Origin of the sequence: Streptomyces sp. NPDC057617 (assembly GCF_042800555.1) — a bacterium.
Lineage (GTDB): Bacteria > Actinomycetota > Actinomycetes > Streptomycetales > Streptomycetaceae > Streptomyces.
In genome coordinates this window covers 107,967-129,544 of record NZ_JBHVGV010000017.1, presented here as the reverse complement: position 1 = coordinate 129,544, position 21,578 = coordinate 107,967, and the positions used below count along the sequence as shown (strand labels likewise).

Annotated in this window: 18 protein-coding genes; 9 read left to right on the top strand and 9 right to left on the bottom strand. The window is 70.7% G+C overall.

Annotated features, from left to right (window positions below; translation table 11 throughout):
- Positions 1-83: 83 nt before the first annotated feature.
- The 3 genes from ACFU9P_RS31780 to ACFU9P_RS31770 all read right to left on the bottom strand — a co-directional run bounded on the left by ACFU9P_RS31780 (position 84) and on the right by ACFU9P_RS31770 (position 3,659).
- A complete protein-coding gene (locus ACFU9P_RS31780; protein WP_384087536.1) occupies positions 84-1,307 on the bottom strand; it encodes a DUF5667 domain-containing protein in 1,224 nt (407 codons plus the stop codon).
- 238 nt (positions 1,308-1,545) lie between these two features.
- Positions 1,546-2,340, bottom strand: coding sequence for an ECF subfamily RNA polymerase sigma factor, BldN family (locus ACFU9P_RS31775; RefSeq protein ID WP_376386497.1), 795 nt, complete (start codon positions 2,338-2,340; stop codon positions 1,546-1,548).
- A 389-nt stretch (positions 2,341-2,729) separates the two neighbouring features.
- On the bottom strand, positions 2,730-3,659 hold the full coding sequence (locus tag ACFU9P_RS31770) for an HAD family hydrolase (protein ID WP_376386498.1): 930 nt from the start codon (positions 3,657-3,659) through the stop codon (positions 2,730-2,732).
- Between the two features lie 151 nt (positions 3,660-3,810).
- On the opposite strand from ACFU9P_RS31770, the gene ACFU9P_RS31765 reads away from it, so the two are divergent.
- From ACFU9P_RS31765 to hemB, 6 genes are all read left to right on the top strand, one after another.
- On the top strand, positions 3,811-4,143 hold the full coding sequence (locus ACFU9P_RS31765) for a glutaredoxin family protein (RefSeq protein ID WP_384087531.1): 333 nt from the start codon (positions 3,811-3,813) through the stop codon (positions 4,141-4,143).
- A 256-nt stretch (positions 4,144-4,399) separates the two neighbouring features.
- Positions 4,400-5,200 (top strand): redox-sensing transcriptional repressor Rex, encoded by an 801-nt coding sequence (locus ACFU9P_RS31760; protein WP_384087528.1) that lies wholly within the window; start codon positions 4,400-4,402, stop codon positions 5,198-5,200.
- Positions 5,197-6,552, top strand: coding sequence for a glutamyl-tRNA reductase (locus ACFU9P_RS31755; RefSeq protein WP_384087525.1), 1,356 nt, complete (start codon positions 5,197-5,199; stop codon positions 6,550-6,552). The genes ACFU9P_RS31760 and ACFU9P_RS31755 overlap by 4 nt, the downstream gene beginning before the upstream one ends.
- Complete coding sequence (gene hemC, locus ACFU9P_RS31750) at positions 6,549-7,526, top strand: hydroxymethylbilane synthase (RefSeq protein WP_384087522.1); 978 nt, start codon at positions 6,549-6,551, stop codon at positions 7,524-7,526. Before ACFU9P_RS31755 ends, hemC begins: the two co-directional genes overlap by 4 nt.
- Positions 7,523-9,184 (top strand): uroporphyrinogen-III synthase, encoded by a 1,662-nt coding sequence (locus ACFU9P_RS31745; RefSeq protein ID WP_376386508.1) that lies wholly within the window; start codon positions 7,523-7,525, stop codon positions 9,182-9,184. The genes hemC and ACFU9P_RS31745 overlap by 4 nt, the downstream gene beginning before the upstream one ends.
- Before the next feature lie 228 nt (positions 9,185-9,412).
- Positions 9,413-10,408: a porphobilinogen synthase gene (gene hemB / locus ACFU9P_RS31740; protein WP_376386510.1), complete on the top strand. Its 996-nt coding sequence runs from the start codon at positions 9,413-9,415 to the stop codon at positions 10,406-10,408.
- Between the two features lie 90 nt (positions 10,409-10,498).
- On the opposite strand, the gene argS is transcribed toward hemB, so the two are convergent.
- Positions 10,499-12,280 carry an arginine--tRNA ligase gene (gene argS, locus ACFU9P_RS31735; protein ID WP_384087517.1) on the bottom strand — a complete coding sequence of 594 codons (1,782 nt, stop codon included), beginning with the start codon at positions 12,278-12,280 and terminating at the stop codon, positions 10,499-10,501.
- A 184-nt stretch (positions 12,281-12,464) separates the two neighbouring features.
- Here argS and lysS point away from each other — a divergent pair, with 184 nt between their 5' ends.
- Positions 12,465-14,297 (top strand): lysine--tRNA ligase, encoded by a 1,833-nt coding sequence (gene lysS / locus ACFU9P_RS31730; RefSeq protein WP_384087514.1) that lies wholly within the window; start codon positions 12,465-12,467, stop codon positions 14,295-14,297.
- Between the two features lie 93 nt (positions 14,298-14,390).
- Here lysS and ACFU9P_RS31725 read toward each other — a convergent pair whose 3' ends face one another.
- The 3 genes from ACFU9P_RS31725 to ACFU9P_RS31715 all read right to left on the bottom strand — a co-directional run bounded on the left by ACFU9P_RS31725 (position 14,391) and on the right by ACFU9P_RS31715 (position 18,137).
- A complete protein-coding gene (locus ACFU9P_RS31725) occupies positions 14,391-15,968 on the bottom strand; it encodes a DUF2637 domain-containing protein (RefSeq protein ID WP_384087511.1) in 1,578 nt (525 codons plus the stop codon).
- A gap of 296 nt (positions 15,969-16,264) precedes the next feature.
- Complete coding sequence (locus ACFU9P_RS31720) at positions 16,265-17,023, bottom strand: DUF3558 domain-containing protein (RefSeq protein ID WP_384087507.1); 759 nt, start codon at positions 17,021-17,023, stop codon at positions 16,265-16,267.
- A 205-nt stretch (positions 17,024-17,228) separates the two neighbouring features.
- On the bottom strand, positions 17,229-18,137 hold the full coding sequence (locus ACFU9P_RS31715) for a DUF3558 domain-containing protein (RefSeq protein ID WP_384087504.1): 909 nt from the start codon (positions 18,135-18,137) through the stop codon (positions 17,229-17,231).
- 208 nt (positions 18,138-18,345) lie between these two features.
- On the opposite strand from ACFU9P_RS31715, the gene ACFU9P_RS31710 reads away from it, so the two are divergent.
- Positions 18,346-19,539 (top strand): RtcB family protein, encoded by a 1,194-nt coding sequence (locus ACFU9P_RS31710; protein WP_384087501.1) that lies wholly within the window; start codon positions 18,346-18,348, stop codon positions 19,537-19,539.
- A 69-nt stretch (positions 19,540-19,608) separates the two neighbouring features.
- Here the strand turns inward: ACFU9P_RS31710 and ACFU9P_RS31705 are convergent, their stop codons facing one another.
- Positions 19,609-20,382, bottom strand: coding sequence for an SDR family NAD(P)-dependent oxidoreductase (locus ACFU9P_RS31705; RefSeq protein ID WP_384087498.1), 774 nt, complete (start codon positions 20,380-20,382; stop codon positions 19,609-19,611).
- A gap of 125 nt (positions 20,383-20,507) precedes the next feature.
- A complete protein-coding gene (locus ACFU9P_RS31700) occupies positions 20,508-20,861 on the bottom strand; it encodes a YnfA family protein (RefSeq protein ID WP_384087495.1) in 354 nt (117 codons plus the stop codon).
- Positions 20,862-20,948: 87 nt separating this feature from the next.
- Between ACFU9P_RS31700 and ACFU9P_RS31695 the strand changes: the two genes are divergently transcribed.
- Entirely contained in the window at positions 20,949-21,476 is a 528-nt protein-coding gene (locus ACFU9P_RS31695) for a hypothetical protein (protein ID WP_376377696.1), read from the top strand.
- Positions 21,477-21,578: the final 102 nt, after the last annotated feature.

Sequence of the window (21,578 nt, the reverse complement as noted above, 5' to 3'; positions counted from 1 at the left end):
GCTGCTGCTGCCCTTGCGAGGCGTGGTGCTCCCATGTCGGGCCGGGGGAGCACCACGCCTCGCGAGTCGGCGTGTCGGCCGTGTCAGTCGGCGTCCTCGGCCCTGATGCCCAGTCCTGGCAGCAGATCCGGCAGCAGAGGCGGGATGGTGACATCCGGGCCCGGGCGGTCCGTACCGCTCTGGTTCTCGGTCGGGGACGGGCTGGCGCTGTTCGACGGCGGGTCGAGCAGTCCGCCCGTACTGCCGCCGAGGAGCCCTTCCTCGGAGGAGCTTTCCGAGTGCTGGCCCGGCGGGTGCGGTGCCTCCTCGCTGGGGTGCGAGCCCGCGCCGCTCGTACTCGGTGAGGACGGCGAGGGGCGGTCGGGGCGGTCGGCGGCGGCCGAGTCCTGGGTGGCGCCGGGGCGGGTGGTGTCCTGCTGTGTCTCGGGGGCGCGGGGCAGCAGCGACTGGAGCGGGGCGACCTCTTCGTCTATGGCGTCGAACACCGAACTGACTTCGTCCCCGACATCCGTGAGCTGTACGGGGAGCCGGTCGCGGAGTCCGTTCCAGGTCTCGCGGTGCGAGGTGGAGAACGAGGAGAGCGTGGCGATCGGGCCGAGCGAGCCGTCCCGTTCGTATGCCTGATGGAGCAGGCGGTGGCCCTCGGAGGCGTCGTGCTTCATCCCGCTGAGGGTGCGCCGGATCTCGGTCAGGGATTCATGGTCGAGCCGGCCTGAGCGGCCGCGCTCCATCAGCCGCCGGGCCTCGCCGAGCCGGGTCGAGGCATGGTCGAGATACAGCTCGCCGCGGTCGGACTCGCCGTCCGCGAGATTGAGCTTGAAGTCCTCCATGCCGCGCTTCAGCCCGTACAGCGAGTCGCCGGGCAGGGCGTCGGAACTGGCCGCGGCCACCCCGCCGAACGCGCCTGCCGCCACGCCGACCGTGAGCCCGCCGGCCGCGAGCCCTTTGGACCAGCGGGATCTGGGGCGCAGCTTCCGGAACCGGGAGGCCCGGTGGGCGCCCCGGCCGGAGGTCCGCTGCTCAGGGACCGTAGGGCCCGGGGACACCGCCCCGGCCGCCGTGCCCTCCAGCAGCATGGCCTCCATGGCCGCCACGAGCTGGGCCCGTTGCACCACTTTGACCTCGGGGTCCAGCGTGGGTTTCGGCAGTTCGCCGAGGCTCTTCGCCAGAGCCAACAGCCGCCCCTGTTCGGCCGGTTCGGCCGACTCGGCGGGCTGTTGTCCGGCCGCCGCGCCCTGGACCGTCTGGTCTTCCAGGGCCTGGGCGAAGGCGTTCGCCCGCCGGTGTGCCGAAACGTTCGCGATCACTGGCGGCACCTCCTCTCGTCATGACGATCGACTCCCCTGGGGGTCCGGAAGGTTGCACGCCTTGAGCACATCCACACGATTGAGTGAGTGGCTGCGGGCATGGCGTGACCGCAGGGAGCCTGCATCTCGCACAACGAGCGTCGCGGCACATGGGTTACGCGCGAAGGATGATCCGACCAGCGCGTCATCAAGCCGTCACCGAGGGTGAGTTGATGTCCGGAGGCGGCCCGGACAGGACCTAGCGGGCGTCTTCCGGGAGGAGCCGGGCCAGCGTACGGACTGCCCGGTACTGCAAGGTCTTGATCGCTCCTTCGTTCTTGCCCATGACCCGGGCCGTCTCCGCGACCGAGAGGCCCTGGAGGAAGCGCAGGGTGACGCACTCCTGCTGCTGCGGGTTGAGTTTCCGTACGGCTTCCAGCAGCGCCGCGTTCGACAGGGACTCCAGGACCGAGTCCTCGGGGCTGCGCTCGACCTCATTGGCGTCGAGCATTTCGCCTGTGGTCACTTCGAGCCGGAATCGGCTCGATTTGAAGTGGTCCGCGACCAGGTTGCGGGCGATGGTGACCAGCCAGGCGCCGAAGTCGCGCCCTTGGTAGGTGAAGGTGGAGATACGGCGCAGGGCGCGCAGGAATGTCTCGCTGGTGAGGTCCTCCGCGGTCGCCTTTCCGCCCACGCGGTAATAGATGTAGCGGTAGACAGTGTCGCTGTACTGGTCGTACAGCCGGCCGAAGGCCTCGGCCTCGCCGGCCTGGGCGCGCTCGACGAGTTCCATCATGCGGGCGCTGTCGCTGTCGGCGGTGGGGCGGCGTGCGGGGGTCGAGGCGGCGGTGGCGCTGCGGCTTCCCCGTCTGCCGACCGCCGCACCGCCGTTCGCCAGGGCATAACAAGGACCGATAGGGCCGCTCACGGCAGGGGCCGGTGCGGCGAGGGCGGGGACGGCGTACGCGGTGGGGACGAAGCCGCGCAAGTGGTCGAGGACCGTTGCGCGCAGCGTAGCCAGGCCCGAGGCGTCAACCCCGACGTGTGGGTACACGGGACTCCCAGAGGCAGAGCTTCCATCACGTGCAGTGCGGGACCGTTCACTCGTCGTGGCGACGTGTGGGGTCCGGTATGCGTCTGAGGAGAATAACGCTTCGTACAGGCAGTGCTACACCCAGTTGCTCAAATCATCGATTACGTCGCTTCCGTGACGCCTAGGCGGCGTATCAAGTAGCACATCGTGACCGTTTATTGATCGGATTGCGTCAAGATCTGCCTGGTGTCGTGATGGGTTGTGGCGGGTGATGACCTGAGTCGCGCCTCGGGCGGGTCCCGGGGACCGGCGGCCCGGGCGCGCGGGAGAACGGCCGGTTCGGCCTTGTACGGGCACGGCCGAGGCGTCCGGGAGCGGCGGGGATACGGGCCGCGGGGTACGGTCCGGCGTCAGCGGCGGCGGCGGTGCAGGGCGACCGCGGCGGCCGTGCCGCCCGCGAGGGCGCCCACCCCGGCTGCCGCCGGGATGCCGACCTTGGCCGCCTTGCGGCCGGTCCGGTAGTCGCGCAGTCGCCAGTCGAGCCGGCGCGCGTGCTTGCGGAGCTTGGTGTCCGGGTTGATGGCGTACGGGTGGCCGACCAGCGAGAGCATCGGGATGTCGTTGTGCGAGTCGCTGTAGGCCGCACAGCGGTCCAGGTCGAAGCCCTCCCTGGCGGCCAGGGCGCGGACGGCCTCGGCCTTCGCCGGGCCGTGCAGCGGCTCGCCGACGAGCTTGCCGGTGTAGACGCCGTCGACCGATTCGGCGACCGTGCCGAGGGCGCCGGTCAGACCGAGCCTGCGGGCGATGATCGTCGCGGTCTCGACGGGCGCGGCCGTCACCAGCCAGACCTGCTGGCCGGCGTCGAGATGGGCCTGGGCCAGTGCGCGGGTGCCGGGCCAGATGCGGTCGGCCATGTACTCGTCGTAGATCTCCTCGCCGATGGACATCAGCTCGGCGACCCGGTGGCCCTTGACGATGGACAGGGCGCTGTCGCGGGCGTCCTGCATGTGCTCGGGGTCCTCGACCCCGGCCACCCGGAACCAGGCCTGCTGCCACGCGAACCGGGCCAGCTCGCGGCGCTGGAAGAACTTCCTCTTGTACAGGCCGCGGCCGAAGTGGAAGAGCGCGGCGCCCTGCATCACGGTGTTGTCGAGGTCGAAGAACGCGGCGGCGCGCGCGTCCCCGACAACCGGGAATTCCGGGGTCTCCTCGCGGGACTCCCGCGGCTCCGGGGTCTCCTGCGTGGACTTCAGTCCTGCCTCGGCTGCGGCCTCGCCCGCGAGCACGCTCCGCGCCGTCGCGGAGCGCTTGCGAGGGGTGAGCCATCCCAGTGCGGCCATAGCGTGAGCATAGCCAGTCTGTTCGGAACTGCCTGACGGGTGGGGATGCCATGGGGTGAACTCTGTCCGACCGGTGCGTTAATCGGACGATCAGGGGTTGCCTGTGGACAGCGGGCCGTCTCCGGGGCCGCCCGGGAGCAGAATGGGCCGCATGAGTCCTCTGTTGCGGCGTACGGCGAAGGCGGAGCCGGGCGATGCGCCGAAGAAGAAATCGAAGGAATCGAAGAATGCGCACGGGAAAGCCGACGAGCGGGTGGTGACACTTCTCTCGAAGCCGGGGTGTCATCTCTGTGACGATGCGCGTGCGGTGGTCGCGGCCGTGTGCGCAGAGGCAGGAGCATCCTGGGAGGAAAAGGACATCACTCAGGACGAGGCGCTGTATCGCGCCTACTGGGAGCAGATTCCGGTGGTGCTGGTGGACGGCGAACAGCACACGTTCTGGCGGGTGGACGCCGATCGGCTGCGACGGGAACTGGGGGGCTGACCGAAAAGACGGTTACCATCGTGGGCGCTTTGCTGGGTAAGGAGTGTGTGCGGTTTTGCCCCCTTCGTGTGTGCAACGGCTCGATGCGGTCGCCGGTTCCGGGACTGCTCGATCGGGATGCGTGACCCCGGTCACTTTGCTCGGACAAAGTGGACACAATCTTTGTGCACGCGTTCACAAAGACATAGCCTGCATTCGACGGGGCGGTCCTGGGACATACGGCCGCCTGCAGCCTCGCTCATCCCGCAGGAGCACCGTGGCAACTGGCCGAACTCACCGACCGGCGACTCGCAGCCGAGGAATCCCCGAGGCCACCGTCGCCCGGCTTCCGCTGTATCTGCGGGCGCTGACCGCTCTGTCCGAGCGTTCCGTCCCCACGGTCTCCTCCGAGGAGCTCGCGACCGCGGCCGGGGTGAATTCCGCCAAGCTCCGCAAGGACTTCTCGTACCTCGGCTCGTACGGGACGCGGGGCGTCGGGTACGACGTCGAGTACCTCGTCTACCAGATCTCCCGCGAGCTGGGGCTCACCCAGGACTGGCCGGTCGTCATCGTCGGTATCGGTAACCTCGGCGCCGCGCTCGCCAACTACGGCGGGTTCGCCTCCCGGGGGTTCCGGGTCGCCGCGCTGATAGACGCCGACCCCGCGATGGCGGGCAAGCCCGTCGCCGGGATGCCGGTCCAGCACTCGGACGAGCTGGAGAAGATCATCAGTGACAACGGCGTCTCGATCGGGGTCATCGCGACCCCCGCGGGCGCCGCCCAGCAGGTCTGTGAGCGGCTGGTGGCCGCCGGAGTGACCTCGATCCTGAACTTCGCGCCGACCGTGCTCTCCGTTCCCGACGGGGTGGACGTACGGAAGGTCGACCTCTCCATCGAGCTCCAGATCCTCGCCTTCCACGAGCAGCGCAAGGCCGGTGAGGAAGCCGCCACCGAAGCCGCGCTGGCCGCGGCGGCCGAGCGCGACACCGCCGCCGAGGCCCCGGCGGACGGCGCGGTGGAAGGCGCCGCGAGCCGGAAGGGACCCGACGGGGACGTTCCGGCGGTGATGCCGGCATGAGTCTTCTGGTCGTCGGACTGAGCCACCGCAGCGCGCCGGTGAGTGTGCTGGAGCGGGCGTCGCTGCCCACCGACACGCAGATCAAGCTGTTGCAGGACGCGCTCGCCGCGGAGCCCGCGACCGAGGCCGCCGTCCTCGCCACCTGCAACCGGATCGAGCTGTACGCCGACGTCGACAAGTTCCACGCCGGGGTCGCCGAGCTGACCACGCTCCTCGCCCAGCACAGCGGCGCGGGACTGGACGAGCTCACCCCGTATCTCTATGTGCACTACGAGGACCGCGCCGTCCACCACCTCTTCTCGGTGGCCTGCGGACTGGACTCCATGGTCGTCGGCGAAGGCCAGATCCTCGGCCAGATCAAGGACGCGCTGGCCCTGGGGCAGGAGCTGCACACCGCGGGCCGCCTCCTCAACGACCTCTTCCAGCAGGCGCTGCGCGTCGGCAAGCGCGCCCACAGCGAGACCGGTATCGACCGGGCCGGGCAGTCCCTCGTCACCTTCGGTCTGGAGCAGCTCGCCGAGGGCCGGCCGGTCGAGGACTGGGCCGGAGGCAAGCGGGCGCTGGTGATCGGCGCCGGCTCGATGTCCTCCCTGGCCGCCGCCACCCTCGCCCGCGCCGGGGTCGCCGAGATCGTCATCGCCAACCGCACGGCCGCCCGCGCCGACCGGCTCGTACAGATCCTCAACCAGCCCGGCGGCACGGGCGTCCGGGCCCGCGCCGTGACCATGGCGGCCGTCGGCGCCGAGCTCACACACGCCGACATCGTCGTGTCCTGCACCGGCTCCACCGGCCTGGTGCTGACCGCCGAGGTCGTCGGGACCGCGCTCCGGGACCGTACGGCTCCGCAGGCGCTGCTCGACCTGGCCATGCCCCGGGACATCGACTCCGGTGTGCACCGCCTCGGCGGCGCCAGACTGATGGACATAGAGTCGCTGGCCGAGGCCTCGGCCGACGCCCCGATGGCCGCCGATGTCGATCAGGTGCGCACCATCGTCTCCGACGAGGTCGCCGCCTTCGGCGCCGCCCAGCGCGCCGCGCACATCACGCCCACCGTGGTCGCGCTGCGCGCCATGGCCGCTGATGTGGTGAGCAGCGAGGTCGCGCGGCTCGAAGGCCGGCTCCCCGATCTCGACGACAGACAGCGCGCCGAGGTCACGAGGACCGTGCGCCGTGTCGTCGACAAACTCCTGCACGCGCCCACCGTGCGGGTCAAGCAGCTCGCCAGCGAGCCCGGCGGCGCCGGGTACGCGGACGCGCTGCGTGAACTCTTCGACCTCGACCCGCAGACGGTCGCCGCCGTCAGCCGGGCCGACCTGAATGACACCGACGGTGTAGGCAGAGGGCGAGTATGACCGACAAGGCATTGAGGCCCGAGAAGGCACTGAGACTCGGCACCAGGCGCAGCACGCTCGCCAGGGCCCAGTCCGCGCTGGTGGCGGAGGCGGTGCGCGAGCTGTCCGGCCGGCCGGTGGAGCTGGTCGAGATCACCACGTACGGCGACACCTCGCGTGAGCACCTCACACAGATCGGCGGTACGGGCGTCTTCGTCACCGCGCTGCGCGACGCGCTGCTCAGCGGCGAGATCGACTTCGCCGTGCACTCCCTCAAGGACCTGCCGACGGCCCAGCCCGACGAGCTGACGCTGGCCGCTGTGCCGCGCCGCGAGGACCCGAGGGACGCGCTGATCGCACGGGACGGGCTGACCCTCGACCGGCTCCCGGCCGGCGCCCGCGTCGGTACGGGGTCGCCGCGCCGCAGGGCCCAGCTCAACGCGTACGCACGCAGCCACGGCCTCGCTTTCGAGACCGTACCGATCCGCGGGAACATCGACACGCGGATCGGGCATGTCCACGGAGGCCGGCTCGACGCAGTCGTGCTCGCCGCCGCCGGACTGCACCGGATCGGCAGAACCGGCGAGGTGACCGACCTCCTTCCGGTCGACACCGTCCTGCCCGCCCCCGGCCAGGGGGCCCTCGCCGTCGAGTGCGCCGCGGTCAACGTGGACCTCGCCGCCCTGCTCGCCGGACTCGACGACCCGCACACCAGGGCCGCCGTGACCGCCGAGCGATCCCTGCTCGCCGCCCTGGAGGCCGGCTGCAGCGCACCTGTGGGTGCCCTGGCCGACCTGCTGGCCGACGGACAGGTTGTCAACGAAATGCGCCTGCGCGGCGCCGTCGGCACGCTCGACGGCTCGACGCTGGTGCTGCTGTCCACCACCGGTCCCGTACCCACGTCGCACGGCGACGCCATCGCGCTCGGTCGCGAACTCGCGTCCGAGATGCTCGCCAAGGGTGCGGCCGGTCTTATGGGGGAGCGAGCACATTGAGCCCCACCACCACTGACCTTCCAGCCTTCGCCGCATCGGGGCACGTCACCTTCCTCGGTGCAGGACCCGGAGATCCGGGTCTGCTGACACTCCGCGCCGTCGAGGCGCTCGCGGGAGCGGATGTACTGATCGCCGAGCCGGATGTGCTCGCTGTGGTACGCAGCCATGCCAGGGCGGGAGTGAGCACCCCTGCACTGACGGTTGTCGACGATGCGTCAACAGCCGCCGGAATTCCCGCGATCCGGGATGCGGCCAATCTTGTCATGGAGGCCGCGCGGGGCGGCAAGCGGGTCGTCCGTGCGGTCACCGGGGACCCCGGTCTCGACGGTGATGCGGGCACGGAGATGCTCGCCTGCGCCTCCGCCGGGATTCCCTTCGAGGTCGTCCCCGGGATCGCCGCCGCCGTCGGGGTGCCGGCGTACGCCGGGGTGCCGCTGCGCGACGCGCAGGGTACGGACGTACGCCTCGTGGACGCCAGGACCGCCAGCGACCGCTGCTGGACCGAGGTCGGCGCGAGCGACGGCACGGTCGTCGTCTCCACCACCCTGGAGTCGGTCGCGGGCGCCGCGGGCGAGCTGGTCGCGGCGGGCCGCAAGCCCGACACGCCGATGACGGTCACCGTCGCCGGTACGACCACGCGCCAGCGCACCTGGACGGCCACCCTCGGCACCATCGGGCAGACGCTGAAGCAGGCCAAGGTGCTGCCCTCCCCGGAGGGACATCAGCCCGTCATAGCCGTGGTCGGCGAGCGCAGCGCGGCCGCGCAGCGCGACCAGCTCGCGTGGTTCGAGTCCAAGCCGCTGTTCGGCTGGAAGGTGCTCGTGCCGCGGACGAAGGAGCAGGCCGCTTCGCTCTCCGACCAGCTCAGGTCGTACGGCGCGGTCCCGCACGAGGTCCCGACCATCGCGGTGGAGCCGCCGCGTACGCCCCAGCAGATGGAGCGCGCGGTCAAGGGCCTGGTCACAGGACGGTACGAATGGATCGCCTTCACCTCGGTCAACGCGGTCAAGGCGGTGCGGGAGAAGTTCGAGGAGTACGGTCTCGACGCCCGCGCGTTCGCCGGGATCAAGGTGGCGGCGGTGGGCGAGCAGACCGCCGCGGCCCTGGTCGACTTCGGGGTGAAGCCCGATCTGGTGCCCTCCGGCGAGCAGTCGGCCGCGGGGCTGCTGGAGGACTGGCCGCCGTACGACCCGGTGTTCGACCCGATCGACCGGGTGTTCCTGCCGCGCGCCGATATCGCCACCGAGACGCTGGTGGCGGGGCTGATCGAGCTGGGCTGGGAGGTCGACGACGTCACGGCGTACCGCACCGTGCGTGCCTCGCCGCCGCCGGCCGAGACCCGGGAGGCCATCAAGGGCGGCGGCTTCGACGCGGTGCTGTTCACCTCGTCCTCGACCGTGCGGAACCTCGTCGGTATCGCGGGCAAGCCGCACAATGTGACGGTGATCGCCTGTATCGGCCCGGCCACGGCGAAGACAGCGGAGGAGCATGGCCTGCGGGTCGATGTCCTCGCGCCGGAGCCGTCGGTGCACAAGCTGGCCGAGGCGCTGGCCGCGTTCGGCACGCAGCGCCGGGAGTCGGCGCGGGAGGCCGGTGATCCGGTGACACGGCCGAGCGAGCGCAGGCCGGGAAGTCGCAGGCGGCGTACGACCACCTGAGCCGAGCGTGGTGTGTGGTGGGGGTCCGGCCGTCTCGACGGCCGGGCCCCCATCGCTGTGTCCGGCCCTGGGGGCGGTGTTTCCGGTCGCTGTGTCGGTAAGGCAGTGGGGCGCCCGGGGCTATGGTCGAAGGTGGTCCGCCCGGCGCCCGGCGAAGCGCGAACACGAGCGGAACACGGACCCCGGACGAACACGGACACCGAGAGAACACTCAAGAGGCGACAGACGATGACTCAGTACGGATCCTTTCCCGGCGCGCGGCCCCGGCGGCTGCGGGTGAACCCGGTGCTGCGCCGCATGGTCGCGGAGACCCGGCTGCACCCGGCGGACCTCATCCTCCCCGCGTTCGTACGGGAGGGCATCGCCCGCCCCGCGCCCATCACCGCGATGCCCGGCGTCGTCCAGCACACGCTGGACACCCTGCGGAAGGCGGCGGTGGAGGCGGCCTCCGCGGGCGTCTCCGGGATCATGCTCTACGGCGTCCCCGAGGACACCAAGAAGGACGCGGCGGGCACGGCCGGCACGGACCCCGACGGCATCCTCCAGACCGCGATCCGCGCGGTGAAGGAGGAGACCGGCGACGAACTGGTCGTCATGTCCGACCTGTGCCTGGACGAGTACACCGACCACGGCCACTGCGGAGTGCTGGACGACCAGGGGCGTGTCGACAACGACGCGACGCTGGAACGGTACGCCGAGATGGCCCGGGTCCAGGCAGACGCGGGCGTCCATGTCGTGGGCGCCAGCGGCATGATGGACGGCCAGATCGGGGTGATCCGCCGGGCGCTGGACGGGATCGGCAAGGAGGACGTGTCGATCCTCGCGTACACCGCGAAGTACTCGTCCGCGTTCTACGGGCCCTTCCGCGAGGCCGTGGGCTCCTCGCTCAAGGGCGACCGCAAGACGTATCAGCAGGACCCGGCCAATGTCCGGGAGTCCCTGCGTGAGCTGGCGCTCGACCTCGAAGAGGGCGCCGACATCGTGATGGTCAAGCCGGCCCTCCCGTATCTGGACGTCCTGGCGCGGATCGCCGCCGAGGTGGCCGTGCCGGTCGCGGCGTACCAGATCTCCGGTGAGTACGCGATGGTCGAGGCGGCGGCGGAGAAGGGCTGGGTCGACCGCGACGCGGCGATCATGGAGACCCTGACCGGGATCAAGCGCGCGGGCGCCGGGATGATCCTGACGTACTGGGCGACGGAGGTCGCGCGGAAACTCGCCCGCTGAACGCCTGCTGAAGTGCTCGCCCGCTGATGCCCGCCCGCTGTGCTCGCCCGCTGTCCGGCCTGGTCAGCGGGCGAGCACTGCGCACAGGACCTAGAGGCGCTCGGGGGCGCGGATGCCGAGCAGGGCCAGGCCCTGCTGGAGCGTACGGGCCGTCAGGTCGCACAGGAACAGACGGTTCTCGACCTGGGCCGGGGTGTCCGCCTTCAGGACCGGGCACTGGTCGTAGAACGTCGTGAAGTGCGACGCGAGCTGGTACAGATACGCGGCCAGCTTGTGCGGCTCGTACGAGGACGCGACCTCGGCCAGGACCTGCCCGAACTCGTCCACGTGCAGACCCAGCGCCCGCTCGGCCGGGGCCAGTTCCAGCTCCGGGTGGGCGGCGGGCCCGGTGTCGCCCGCCTTGCGCAGGATCGACTTGATACGGGCGTACGCGTACTGGAGGTAGACCGAGGTGTCGCCGTTCAGCGAGACCATCTGGTCCAGGTCGAACTTGTAGTCCCGTACGGCCGACGTCGACAGGTCCGCGTACTTCACGGCACCGATCCCGACGTACCGTCCGTTCTCGACGATCTCCGGCTCGCTGAGACCGGCCTTCTCGGCCTTCTCCCGTACGACCGCCGTCGCCCGCTCGACCGCCTCGTCGAGCAGGTCCTGCAGCCGTACGGTCTCGCCGGCACGCGTCTTGAACGGCTTGCCGTCCTTGCCGAGGACCGTGCCGAAGGCCAACTGGAAGGCGTGCACCCGGTCGTCCAGCCAGCCGGCCCGCCGCGCGGTCTCGAAGACCATCTTGAAGTGCAGCGACTGGCGCACGTCCACCACATACAGCAGGGCCGTCGCGTCCAGGTTCCGCACCCGGTCGCGGATCGCGGAGAGGTCCGTGGCGGCGTATCCGTACCCGCCGTTGCTCTTCTTGACGATCAGCGGGACCTGCTTGCCGTCCGGGCCCTTCACATCGTCGAAGAAGACACAGAGCGCGCCCTCGGAGCGGACGGCGACGCCCGTCTCCTCCAGGATCCGGCAGGTCTCCTCCAGCATGTGGTTGTAGCCGGACTCGCCCACGATGTCGGCGTCGTGGATCTCCATGTCGAGCTTGTCGAAGACCGAGTAGAAGTAGATCTTCGACTCGTCCACGAACCGCTGCCAGAAGGCGAGGGTCTCCTCGTCGCCCGCCTGGAGGGCCACCACCCGGTCCCGTGAGCGCGCCTTGAACTCCTCGTCGGAGTCGAAGAGGGCGCGCGAGGCCTTGTAGAGCCGGTCCAGGTTCGACATCGCGGTCTCGCCGTCGACGCCGGTGCTCTGGTTGTCCCGGCTGCTTTTGTGGTCCAGCTCGTGCGGGTGCTCGATCAGATACTGGATGAGCATGCCGAACTGGGTGCCCCAGTCGCCGATGTGGTGGCGCCTGATCACCTTCTCGCCGGTGAACTCCAGGATCTCGACCATCGCCGCGCCGATCACCGCCGACCGCAGATGCCCGACGTGCATCTCCTTGGCGACATTCGGCTGCGCGTAGTCGATCACGGTCGTGCCCGGCTGCTCCGCGTACGGGACACCGAGCCGGGTGTCCGCGGCGCGGGCCGCGAGGGTCTCGATGATCACCTGGTCGGTGAGGGTGATGTTCAGGAAGCCGGGTCCGGAGACCTCGATCTCCTTGATCACATCACCGGCGGCGACCTTCGACACGACCTGGGCCGCCAGCTCGCGCGGATTGCCCTTGAGCTGCTTCGCGAGCGCGAGGATGCCATTGGCCTGGAAGTCGGCCCGGTCGCTGCGTCGCAGCAGCGGAACGGCGGAACCGGCCTCCGGCAGGGCTGCCGAGAGGGCGTCCGCGATGCGCTGATCGACGGTCGAAGCGAGGGAAGAGACCGGGGCCATGGGCTGGTGCCGTTCCTGTCGAGTGCGGTGAGTAATCCCCAGTATCCCATGGGGCCGCAAAGCGTTTTCGCTCTGTCCGAGGGACCTGGGACAATGAGGGGCACCGGTTCCTCATGACCACCGGTCCACCCGGATGACCACCGGTCCGCCGGTTTCTCAGGCAGGGCGTAGCAGAAAGAAGGACGTGCCGATCGTGGCTCAGAGCACCGAGACCGACTGGGTCTCCCGTTTCGCGGACGATGTCATCGCCGAGTCGGAGCGGCGTGCGTCTGGCGCGAAACATTCACCCGGCACCGCTCCGGTGGTCGTCGTCGCGTCCGGGCTCTCCCCCTCCGGCCCGATCCATCTGGGGAATCTGCGTGAGGTCATGACCCCGCACCTGGTCGCGGACGAGATCCGCCGGCGGGGGTACGAGGTCAGGCACCTGCTCTCCTGGGACGACTACGACCGGTACCGCAAGGTGCCCGCGGGTGTGCCCGGTACGGACTCGTCCTGGGCGGAGCACATCGGCAAGCCCCTGACGTCCGTACCCGCCCCGGCGGGGTCCCCGTACCCGAACTGGGCCGAGCACTTCAAGGCCGCGATGACCGAGTCGCTGGCCGAGCTGGGCGTCGAGTACGACGGGATCAGCCAGACCGCGCAGTACACCTCGGGGGCGTACCGCGAGCAGATCCTGCACGCGATGAGGCACCGCGCCGAGATCGACGCGATCCTCGACCGCTACCGGACGAAGGACAAGGACAAGGGGACGGGCCAGAGCGCCGCGAAGGGCCAGGCCCCGGGCGGTCAGGCCAAGGCCCCGGCCGCGCAGGCTGCTCAGGCCAAGGGCGGGCAGAAGAAGGCCGAGGAGGCCGAGCTGGCGGCCGAGGAGGGCTCGGGCGCGGCCTCCGAGGACGACGGCAGCGGCGGCTCCGCGGGCTATTTCCCGTACAAGCCGTACTGCGGCGGCTGCGGCAAGGACCTGACCACCGTCACCGCGTACGACGACGAGACGACGGAGCTGACCTACACCTGCGCGGAGTGCGGCTTCTCCGAGACCGTGCGGCTGAGCGAGTTCAACCGCGGCAAGCTGGTCTGGAAGGTCGACTGGCCGATGCGCTGGGCGTACGAGGGCGTGATCTTCGAGCCGTCCGGGGTCGACCACTCCTCGCCGGGGTCCTCGTTCGTGGTCGGCGGGCAGATCGTGCGTGAGATCTTCGACGGGGTGCAGCCGATCGGCCCGATGTACGCCTTCGTCGGGATCTCCGGCATGGCGAAGATGTCGTCGAGCAAGGGCGGCGTGCCCACCCCGGCCGACGCGCTGAAGATCATGGAGGCGCCGCTGCTGCGCTGGCTCTACGCGCGGCGCAGGCCCAACCAGTCGTTCAAGATCGCCTTCGACCAGGAGATCCAGCGGCTGTACGACGAGTGGGACGCGCTGGAGCGCAAGGTCGCGGACGGTTCGGTGCTGCCGGCCGACGCCGCCGCGTACTCACGCGCCACGAGCACGGCCGCCGGTGAGCTGCCGCGCACGGCGCGCCCGCTGCCGTACCGCACGCTGGCCTCGGTCGTGGACATCACGGCCGGAGCCGAGGAGCAGACCCTGCGGATCCTGAGCGACCTGGACCCGGCCCGGCCGCTGACCTCGCTGGACGAGGCGCGGCCCCGGCTGGACCGCGCGGAGAACTGGATCACCAGCCAGGTCCCGGCCGAGGCGCGCACCGTCGTACGGTCCGAGCCGGACCAGGAGCTGCTTGCCTCGCTGGACGAGCAGGGGCGGGAGTCACTGCGGCTGCTGCTGGAGGGCCTGGACAGCCACTGGTCGCTCGACGGGCTGACCACGCTGGTGTACGGGGTGCCCAAGGTGCTGGAGGGCCTGGAGCCCGACGCGAAGCCGACGCCGGAGCTGAAGGCCGCGCAGCGCCAGTTCTTCGCGCTGCTGTACCGGCTGCTGGTAAGCCGGGACACCGGACCGCGGCTGCCGACGCTGCTGCTGGCGGTGGGCACGGACCGGGTACGGAAACTGCTGGGGGCGTAGGGCGGGCGGGGCCTGCCTGCGGGCTGCCTATGGCCTGCCTGCGGGCCCGGTTCCGCGAGCGGTGCGCTGCGGCTTACGCGGTGACGCTCCGGCTTACGCGATGTGCTCCGCCTCGTCCAGTTCGGCCTGGAAGCGGGCGCGGAAGTCGCGCAGATAGGTCCGGAGCGACGTCTCGCTCAGCGGACCGCCGGTGCGGCCCTTGATGCCGTACAGATCCATCAGGTAGAGCGCGAACTGGCGGCCGTTGGGGAAGTCCCCGTGCTCACTGACGTACTTGCGGAAGGCGCCGAAGTACAGCTCCTCGCGGGAGACGTCGTCGGGCACGCCGGGGGGCAGTTCGTCGTCGGCCGGCTCGGCCGGTTCCGGGATCCGGTCGTCGGGGCCTCCGGGGCCCGGGACCGGACCCTGGGCGGGGCCGCCGGAGCCGGGGGCCGCCGCCTGCTGCTGCGCCTGGTCGGCGTACTGCGGCTGCGGCTGCTGGTACGGCTGCTGCTGGTACGGCTGCGCCTCGGCCGGTGCCTGGGCCTGCGGACCGTACGGCCCGTCCATCCGGGGACCCGGGACGCCGACCCCGCCGAGCGGGCGGCTGCGGCCCGGCCCTGAGGGGATCATCACCGGGGTGGGCTCCAGGCCCTCCACGTACGTGGGGTTGTAGGCGCCCTCGTACGCGCTCTCCGGTACCGGCGGCGCGGCGAACCACGGGCTCGTGTGGGTCGGGGGCTGTTGCTGTGTCTGCGGCTCGGCCTCGGGCTGCGGGTGCTGCTGGGCCTGTCCCTGCGGCTGCTGATACTGCTGCTGGGGCTCGGGCTGCTGGTGCGCGGGGAGTTGCTCGTACCGCTCCTGCTGGTGCTCCTGCGGGTCCTGCCGCTGCGCCGGTGCCTGGGCGCCGGGCGCCTGGGTGTTGGCGGCCTGCGCGCCGGCAGGTATCTCGGCCCGGGCCTGCGGGAGTTCGGCGACCGGGGGCGCGGGCGGCAGCAGTACCGGTTCGATACCGGCGGCGGCCAGGCCCGCGCCCGCGGTGTCCGCGAGCGGTACGCCGTATTTGGCGAGCCGCAGCGGCATCAGCGCCTCGATGGGCGCCTTGCGCCGCCAGTTGCGGCCGAACCGCGCCTGGAGGCGCGACTGGTAGATGAGCCGGTCCTGTTCGAGCTTGATGACCTGCTCGTACGACCGCAGCTCCCACAGCTTCATCCTGCGCCACAGCATGAACGTCGGCCCCGGCGACAGCAGCCAGCGGGTCAGACGCACGCCCTCCATGTGCTTGTCGGCGGTGATGTCCGCGATCCGGCCGACCGCGTGCCGCGCGGCCTCGACCGAGACGATGAAGAGGAGGGGGATCACCGCGTGCATGCCGACGCCGAGCGGGTCCGGCCAGGCCGCCGCGCCGTTGAAGGCGATCGTCGCGGCCGTCAGGATCCACGCCGACTGGCGCAGCAGCGGGAAGGGGATCCGGATCCAGGTCAGCAGGAGGTCGAGCGCGAGCAGGACACAGATGCCCGCGTCGATACCGATCGGGAAGACGAGCGAGAACCTCCCGAAGCCCTTCTCCTCCGCGAGTACGCGTACGGCGGCGTACGAGCCCGCGAAGCCGATCGCGGCGATGATGACCGCTCCGAAGACCACGACCCCGACGAGTATTCGGTGCGTGCGTGTGAGCTGCATCGCGGCCACCCGCGATCCCCTCCCGTAATCGACCCCTTTTATGACGCCGTGCGACGCCGTGCGACACCGTGTGCGACACCGGGCGCTCGGTCAGGTACTCGACAACCGATACCCGACGGCCCGACATCTGGCGGGCACAGCCTGGCACATGTGTGCGCATGGCGTGGCGCGGGGAGCGGAGCCGGCCCCTCGGAGAAGGGCCGGACCCCGTGGAAAAGCGACGAAAACGCCCTGCGGTGAAGCGAGTTCCGGAACCCGGGCCTCCTCGCCCGCGCGCCTGCGGCCACGCGCCCGCGGCCACGCGCCTATTCGGCGGCGGATTCCTTGGGGCTGGCGGGCTCGATCGCGGCGGGTGCCTGGCCCGAGCCGGTCGCGACCGTCGCGACCGCCTCCTTGGCCGCCTTCACCGCGTCCGCCGACACCTCGGAGATGCCGGGCGACTTGGCGCCCGCGTACCCCGCGCCGTTGTAGTTGACGGTCACGACGACGTTCGCCGTACGGGCCACGACCGTGGCGTACGAGAAGTCCGCGTCCGTCTTCGTGAGCGAGTACGTGACGGTCGTCGCCTCGTCGCCGATCCCGCTCCCCGGGGCCGCCTTGATCTGCTTGGCGCCCTCGGTGGCCCGCGCGCCCGCGACCTCCTTGGCGTAGAACTCGGTGGCGCGCTCGGCGCCGCTGCCGAGCGTCACATCGGAGTCGTACCGGGTGAGGGAGACATCGAGCCAGCGGTACTGCGAGCCCTTGACGCCGTTGTCGTCCAGGCCGTTCCAGGAGCAGCTCGCGCGTGCGGCGACATCGCTGGACTTGCCGGCCGTACCGCCCTTGACCTTGGCCTTCGGCACGAGCGAGTCGACCGTCTTGCGGCCGACCGTCGCACAGGCGTCGGGCAGCCCGGTGAACTTGGCGGGGGCGACGGTCGGGGACGGCTTGGCGCTGGGGCTCGTCGAGGAGCCGTTGGCGTCGCTCGTACCGCCGGAGTCGGACGAGCAGCCGGCGACGGCGAGCATCACCGGAACGGCTGCGCAGGCGAGTATGCGGGGGAGTCGCGAGGCTGATCGGTGCATGGTTCCTTCAGTCGGTCACTCGGTCGGTCGCTGGTCACTCGGTCGGTCGTCATGCCGCGTGGTGTGTGGTCGTGCTGCGTACAGTCAGGCAGTCGTTTTTTCGTACGGTCAGATCGGCCACGGTAACCGGCGAGAGGGACCCGCGGGGCCGGGAACCGGAGTCCGCGCCCGGCGCGGGGCCCGCCGGGCGGACGGACGGGGACCGCTATTCGTCGAGTTCCTCGGCGAGCCGCTTGGCCAGCGCCTGTGCCTTGTCCTGCAGTTCTCCGCTGTCGGGTACGAGGGCGGGGAACGCGGGCTGCTCGGTGTACCGGACGGTGACGATCACATTGGATGTGCGGAATACCACGCTCACGGTGCGGTGCTGCGCGGCCGAACCGGAGCGGGCGAGGACATCGTCCAGGAAGGCCGCGTCACCGAGACCGTCGAGGACGCGGGGCTCCAGGCCTTCGGCGGGCGGGGTCTCGGAGGGGGAGGCGGACGGGCCTCCGGACGGGGCGAGGGAGGCGGCGGAGCCGGTTTGGGTGGTGGTGTTGGGGTTTGTGCCGGTCCCGGTGCCAGTGGTGGTCCCGGTGGTGGTGCCGGCGCCGGTGGTGGCCCCGGTGCCGTTTGCGGGTCCTGTGCCGGAAGTGGAGGGCGGCGATCCGGCGGGCGTACCGGACGGACTTCCGCTGCTGGTGCTCGGCGGCGGCAGCTCGGCGGCGGTCTCCTTCTGCGTGTACACGTCCTGCGCCCGGTCGTCGTCGCTGACCTCCGGGTCGTACGACACCACACGTTCCAGGTCGATCATGAGCTGGTGCGAGGCATCGGTGCCGTCCGCCTTCCAGCTGCACCCGACGCGCCGGTCCGTGTCGTACGTGACGGACGCCGTGCCCTCGTACACCTTCGCCTGCTGGTCCTCGGGGAGCGAGGCGGCGCCGGGGAGGAGATCCTGGAGCATGGAGCGCGGCACGGTCCCGCAGGGCTCGCGGAGCGTGCGGTACTTGCCGGGCGCGGCGGCGGTCGCGGTGGTCGGGCCGCCCGGCTTGGGGTCGGCGGCCGAGCCGTCGCCGCCGCCTCCGGAGCACCCCGCGACGACCGCCACGAGGAGCGCCGCCAGGCCGGGTAGGTACACGTGACGCGCCTTGGGCTGCACGGTCCCGGGCTCCCTTCTGTACGGGGTTCCGCGCGGGGTTCCGCGCGAAAACTGCTTGCCGCCGGATGACGGTCGGTGGACACAATGTCTATCGCACGCACTGCCGTCGACGCTGGTCGGCTGTCTCTTTTGACGGCCCCGGTTCCGGTTTTTGCGCTATTCGGATTTTCGGGGAAATCGAGGGGTTATGTCGTATGTAGAGATGCCGGGTGCGAAGGTACCGATCCGGATGTGGGCGGACCCGGCGACGGTCGACGACGGCGCGATGCAGCAGCTCCGCAATGTTGCCACCCTGCCCTGGATCAAGGGCCTGGCGGTCATGCCGGACGTCCACTACGGCAAGGGCGCGACGGTCGGCTCGGTGATCGCGATGCACGGCGCGGTCTGCCCGGCGGCGGTGGGCGTGGACATCGGCTGCGGTATGTCGGCCGTCAGGACGTCCCTGACGGCGAACGACCTGCCGGGCGACCTCTCCCGCCTCCGCTCCAAGATCGAACAGGCCATCCCGGTGGGCCGAGGCCTCCACGACACCCCGGTCAACCCGGCGCGCCTGCACGCCTTCCCGACGGCGGGGTGGGACGACTTCTGGGAGCGGTTCGGGGGAGTGGCGGACGCGGTCAAATTCCGCCAGGACCGAGCCGCAAAGCAGATGGGAACGCTCGGCGGGGGGAATCATTTCATCGAGTTCTGTCTCGATGAGTCGGGTTCGGTCTGGCTGATGCTGCACTCCGGATCGCGGAACATCGGCAAGGAGCTGGCGGATCACCACATCGGCGAGGCCCAGAAGCTTCCGCACAACCAGGGCCTGGTCGACAGGGATCTGGCCGTCTTCATCGCCGAGACCCCGCAGATGGCGGCGTACCGGAACGACCTTTTCTGGGCGCAGGAGTACGCGAAGTACAACCGCGCGATCATGATGGGGCTCTTCCAGGACGTCGTACGCAAGGAGTTCAAGAAGGCCAGGGTGACCTTCGAGCCGGTCATCTCCTGCCACCACAACTATGTGGCGGAGGAGCGGTACGACGGCATGGATCTGCTGGTCACGCGGAAGGGCGCGATCCGCGCGGGCAGCGGGGACTTCGGGATCATCCCGGGTTCGATGGGCACGGGTTCGTACATCGTGAAGGGCCTCGGGAACGCGGCGTCGTTCAACTCGGCCTCGCACGGCGCGGGCCGGAAGATGAGCCGCAACGCCGCCAAGCGCCGCTTCTCGACACGGGACCTGGAGGAGCAGACGCGGGGCGTGGAGTGCCGTAAGGACTCGGGCGTCGTGGACGAGATCCCGGCGGCGTACAAGCCGATCGAGCAGGTCATCGACCAGCAGCGGGATCTGGTCGAGGTGGTCGCGAAGCTGAAGCAGGTCATCTGTGTGAAGGGCTGAGAGCTGAGGGCGAGGGGCTGAGGCGCGACCCGGGGGACGCGCCTCAGCCCTTCGCGCGCATGGCCCCGGCTACAACTCGCGGTGGATTTTGGTGTTGGAGGCCTGGGCTCGGGGGCGGACGATGAGGAGGTCGATGTTGACGTGGCTGGGGCGGGTTACTGCCCAGGTGATGGTGTCGGCCACGTCGTCGGCGGTGAGGGGGGCGGCGACGCCCGCGTAGACCTTGGCTGCGCGTTCGGTGTCGCCGTGGAAGCGGGTGGTGGCGAATTCTTCGGTTTTGACCATGCCGGGGGCGATCTCGATCACGCGGACCGGGGTGCCGACGATTTCCAGGCGGAGGGTCTCGGCGAGGACGTGGGCGCCGTGTTTGGCGGCCACATAACCGGCGCCGCCCTCATAGGTGCCGTGGCCGGCCGTGGAGGAGAGGACGACGACCGTTCCGTCGCCGCTGGCGGTGAGGGCCGGGAGCAGGGCCTGGGTGACATTGAGGGTGCCGATGACGTTCGTCTCGTACATCCGGCGCCAGTCGGCCGGGTCCCCGGTGGCCACCGGGTCGGCGCCGAGCGCGCCTCCGGCGTTGTTGACCAGGACGTTCACGGAGGGGTAGCCGGCGAGTTCGGTGGCGAAGGCGTCGACGGCCGCGCGGTCGGTGACATCGAGGGCGTAGGCGGTGGCGCGGTGGCCCGCGGCGTTGATCTCGGCGGCGAGGGCCTCGATACGGTCCTTGCGGCGGGCGGTGACGACGACATGGTGGCCGGCCGCGGCGAGCTGCCGCGCGGTGGCGGCGCCGATGCCGCTGCTCGCTCCGGTGATGACGGCGATGGGGGTCCCCGCGGCGGTCATGACGTACTCCTCGCGCGTGTGATCGATGTGGGGCCAGGATAGGCAGGGGGAACGGGCTGCTGCTTACGGGTGCTTGCGGTGTCCGGGGCGCGGGCGACCCCCGGGGCCGTGGTGCGGAGGTCCCTTCAGTGGCCGCGGGGCGCGTACATGATCAGGGCCATACCGGCCAGACAGACCAGCGCGCCCGTGACATCCCAGCGGTCCGGGCGGTAGCCGTCCGCGACCATGCCCCAGACGATCGATCCGGCGACGAAGATCCCGCCGTACGCGGCGAGGATCCGGCCGAACTCGCCGTCCGGCTGGAGCGTGGCGACAAAGCCGTACGCGCCGAGGGCGATCACTCCCGCGCCGATCCAGATCCAGCCGCGGCCACCGCCGCCGGAGCCGTCGCCGCGCACTCCCTGCCAGACGAGCCAGGCGCCGCCGATCTCGAAGACGGCGGCGAGGACGAAGAGGAGGGCGGAGCGGAGCACGAGCATCCCGACAGCGTGCCATGTGGGTGACCGGGGGTGCGCCGGGGCTATGGTTTGTCGGTATTACGGTGTGATGATCAGTATGTTCAACCCATGGGTGTCATGTGTGCCATGCGCGTCATGGGCAAAGTGCTGCTGGTCGGGACCGCGGCCGCCGCGGCGGTGGTGACGGGTGCGGATCCGGGGGTCGGGGCCTCCGACGCCCCTGGTCCCGGTTCCGCCGCACGTTTTGCCGCACCCGAGGCCGATCTGGCGCACCACGGGCATGTGTCGCTGTCGAACGGCGGGCTGAGAGTCCGGCTCCAGTCCGAGAACCACGGCCCGTCCCCGCTGCCGGACGCGACCGTACGGCTCGACTTCTCGGCACCCCTGCCGCCCGGCCAGGAACTCCCGGCCGCGTGCGTCTGGGCCGGCGACCGGACGGTGCTGTGCCGTACGGGGCGCCTCCGGGCGCTTCAGCGCGGTACGGAGATCATGCTCGACCTCAGGACCGCGGGGCGGCCGGACGAAGTGGTCGTACGGATCGGCACGGCCTGGAACGGCGGCGCGAGCGACGACAACCCCGGCAACAACGAGCACCGGGTCCTGGCCCCGGACACGGGCGACCGGTACGCCTTCTGAACCCCGGTACCGCCTTCTGACCCCGGTACGCCTTCTGAATCACGCCTTGTGACTCTTGGTACGCCTTCTGGTCCCGGCTCCGGCGGCTTGGCCTCAGCGCGC

What these genes read in the sequence shown, in the direction of transcription:
- argS (WP_384087517.1), bottom strand. Translation starts at nt 12,280, where the DNA reads ATGGCCCCGGTCTCTTCCCTCGCTTCGACCGTCGATCAGCGCATCGCG.
- ACFU9P_RS31755 (WP_384087525.1), top strand. Translation starts at nt 5,197, where the DNA reads ATGAGTCTTCTGGTCGTCGGACTGAGCCACCGCAGCGCGCCGGTGAGT.
- ACFU9P_RS31765 (WP_384087531.1), top strand. Translation starts at nt 3,811, where the DNA reads ATGAGTCCTCTGTTGCGGCGTACGGCGAAGGCGGAGCCGGGCGATGCG.
- ACFU9P_RS31720 (WP_384087507.1), bottom strand. Translation starts at nt 17,023, where the DNA reads ATGCACCGATCAGCCTCGCGACTCCCCCGCATACTCGCCTGCGCAGCC.
- ACFU9P_RS31700 (WP_384087495.1), bottom strand. Translation starts at nt 20,861, where the DNA reads ATGCTCGTGCTCCGCTCCGCCCTCCTCTTCGTCCTCGCCGCCGTCTTC.
- ACFU9P_RS31710 (WP_384087501.1), top strand. Translation starts at nt 18,346, where the DNA reads ATGTCGTATGTAGAGATGCCGGGTGCGAAGGTACCGATCCGGATGTGG.
- hemC (WP_384087522.1), top strand. Translation starts at nt 6,549, where the DNA reads ATGACCGACAAGGCATTGAGGCCCGAGAAGGCACTGAGACTCGGCACC.
- hemB (WP_376386510.1), top strand. Translation starts at nt 9,413, where the DNA reads ATGACTCAGTACGGATCCTTTCCCGGCGCGCGGCCCCGGCGGCTGCGG.
- ACFU9P_RS31695 (WP_376377696.1), top strand. Translation starts at nt 20,949, where the DNA reads ATGGGTGTCATGTGTGCCATGCGCGTCATGGGCAAAGTGCTGCTGGTC.
- ACFU9P_RS31705 (WP_384087498.1), bottom strand. Translation starts at nt 20,382, where the DNA reads ATGACCGCCGCGGGGACCCCCATCGCCGTCATCACCGGAGCGAGCAGC.
- ACFU9P_RS31770 (WP_376386498.1), bottom strand. Translation starts at nt 3,659, where the DNA reads ATGGCCGCACTGGGATGGCTCACCCCTCGCAAGCGCTCCGCGACGGCG.